Origin of the sequence: Phocaeicola faecicola, from assembly GCF_013618865.1 — a bacterium.
GTDB lineage: Bacteria > Bacteroidota > Bacteroidia > Bacteroidales > Bacteroidaceae > Phocaeicola > Phocaeicola faecicola.
This window is the reverse complement of the sequence record NZ_JABSOE010000138.1, coordinates 1-2471: the sequence shown is the minus strand read 5'-3', so window position 1 is coordinate 2471 and position 2471 is coordinate 1. Positions and strand designations below refer to the sequence as shown.

Annotated in this window: 1 protein-coding gene; it reads right to left on the bottom strand. The window is 40.9% G+C overall.

All coding sequences use genetic code 11. The features are described from left to right. Positions 1-112: 112 nt before the first annotated feature. Complete coding sequence (locus H3001_RS18965) at positions 113-1930, bottom strand: reverse transcriptase domain-containing protein (RefSeq protein WP_032945878.1); 1818 nt, start codon at positions 1928-1930, stop codon at positions 113-115. Positions 1931-2471: the final 541 nt, after the last annotated feature.

Sequence of the window (2471 nt, the reverse complement as noted above, 5' to 3'; positions counted from 1 at the left end):
CCATAGGCTAAGCACCCAGCGCCTTGCCACTTTTTACAGTGGTAGGTTTCCAAGCACTCGCCTCCGAACCGTGCATACAGGTCTCCCCGTACACGGCTCTCCACCTTCTCATTCAGTCTAACTTTCCTGCGTGTATTTTGTGATGGCATACTGAACATACTGCTAATGTTTTGCGGTTACGTGAAATCATTTTAATTTCCCAATCACTTTTGCCTTTTAGGTCTTTCAATTTGCGTACATGGTGCATTTCAAGATTGTCCGTAGCACCGCAATTTTCACATACACGTGCCTGAAGTCTCTTGATTAGTCCATTTCTGCCGCCTGTTATGGCAACCGTGTTTGGCAGTTTGTCATCCAAATACCGATTGGGCAGTTCCTTTCGCTTAAAGCCTTTGTCGTAGAACTCACGTTTGAACTCATATCCCCTTTTATTGGTGTACGGTATGGCAAATACTCCGTTCTTCTTGTACTTCGCAATGATTTTCTTTTTAGAAGTGCTGTACTTTGCGGCGTATGTCTTATACATACTGTATTCCATGATGTTATAAAAAGAGTCAATGACGGGACTATTATTTGCAATCGAATAGAAGTTATAGAACCCCATGATTTCAGAGTTATATTGGCTTATAATTTCCAAATCATCAAGACAGCGCATATATGTACGTCCTTTGGGCTTCCAAACCTCCTTACCTTTTTGAACAGTAATCTTTACCGCATCATATTCAAGGAGCTTCTTCCGCATCACTTCGGTAGTCACATACAGGACTATCTTATGGTCTAAGCTTCTTGTCAAATGTCCGTTTTTATCCCTATGGGTGTCATTGGATTTGCGTACAAATACGTCATAGCCGAGAAATTTAGCATGTTTTCTTGCATTGGTTATCAGCGTTTTTTCATCAGATAGTTCCAATTTCAATTTGTCTGCCATAAATTGCTTTATGTCCTCTTTGATTTTGATACAATCCTCTTTGCTGCCAATAACACCAATGAGAAAATCATCCGCATATCTCACATATTTTAGACGTTTCATGTCCGCATCCATTTCATCACTTGCTGGATATTTCAGACGTTCTTTGACAACTTCTTCAATTTGTTTCAACAGTAGTCGCCGTTCCGTTTCATTCTTTGCTTGTTTCAGCTTTGTTGTCAAGTAGTATTTTTTCTGCCCAAGTTGTTTTGCTATCGGATTTTCTTTGCGCCTTTTTCCCTTATTGAATTTTTGAGTGTATTCTTTGATGTATTTGTCGAACTTGTCAAGATAGATATTTGCCAGTATAGGACTTATTATCCCACCTTGTGGTGTTCCGCTATACGATTTGTGAAATACCCAATCTTCCACATATCCGGCATTCAGAAACTTTCGGATAAGGCGTAGAAAACGCATATCTGAAATACGTTCTGAAAGAATAGCTATCAATACTTCGTGGTCTATATTGTCAAAGAAACCTTTAATGTCTCCCTCGATGAACCATTTTGTATTGTTGAATGTCTTTTGTATGCTCCAAAGTGCAGTCTGCGGACTTCTCTGTGGTCTGAAACCGTGAGAAGAATTTTCAAAACTGCCCTCGTAGATTGCTTCCAAAATCATTCGGATAACTTCTTGCAGAAGTTTGTCAATGAATGACGGAATACCCAGCGGTCGCATTTTCCCGTTTTTCTTGGGAATGTACACCCGCTGAGAGGGATTTGGCTGGTACGTCTCATCTTTGAGTGTACCTATCAACCGTTCAATATGGGATATACAGAAACCGTCAATGGTTTTTCCATCGACACCTTTCGTCATATTGCCCTGTTTCGTATAAATACGTTGGTAGGCAATGTAGTACATCTCCTCATTAAACAGTAACCGATACAAACGTTCAAACTTGTAAGCCAAGTCGGAACTATGTTGTGTTAGACTGTTTAATATCTTTTCTGGATTTCTTTTCATGTCTCTCACATTTTCCAAAATTTGACATTAAACGATATTGGCTGCTTCCCTTCGCCATGTACAAGGCTTTCCCTTGCTCGGACTACTACGGAAGCTCTGTTGCCATATGGGTTGCCCCACTTAGGCAATCCCCGTTTAGACATATAATAACTATTGGCATGATAGATTGTCGGATACGACTTTCGTCTTTTACTATGTATGTAGTTGCTCCGTGATAAGTTCTTTTTGCCCATGCATCCTACAAGGCGAAGCTGGGTATCACGGCTTGACGTTTGTAACTGTCTTCCGTCAAGGCTTAACCATCGAGCCGCTTAGACTATCGTTCAACCAGTATAGGCTTTATCCTCATATCTATCGTTTCACCTCGCCACACGGTCAGAACTTGACAGTTAGTTCACTCGTGGCTTTACCGACATGCTACACTCCCCATCGTCTTTCGTTGAATGGATAAGTCGGCTGGTGATAGGTTATTATTTCAAAGAACACGAACCTAATAGCTTGCCAAAGCTATATTTATTATATGCCCTTACGGGCGCACCTG

Bases quoted from the DNA above. Each gene is read 5' to 3' on its own strand.
- H3001_RS18965 (WP_032945878.1), bottom strand. From the start codon at position 1,930: ATGAAAAGAAATCCAGAAAAGATATTAAACAGTCTAACACAACATAGT.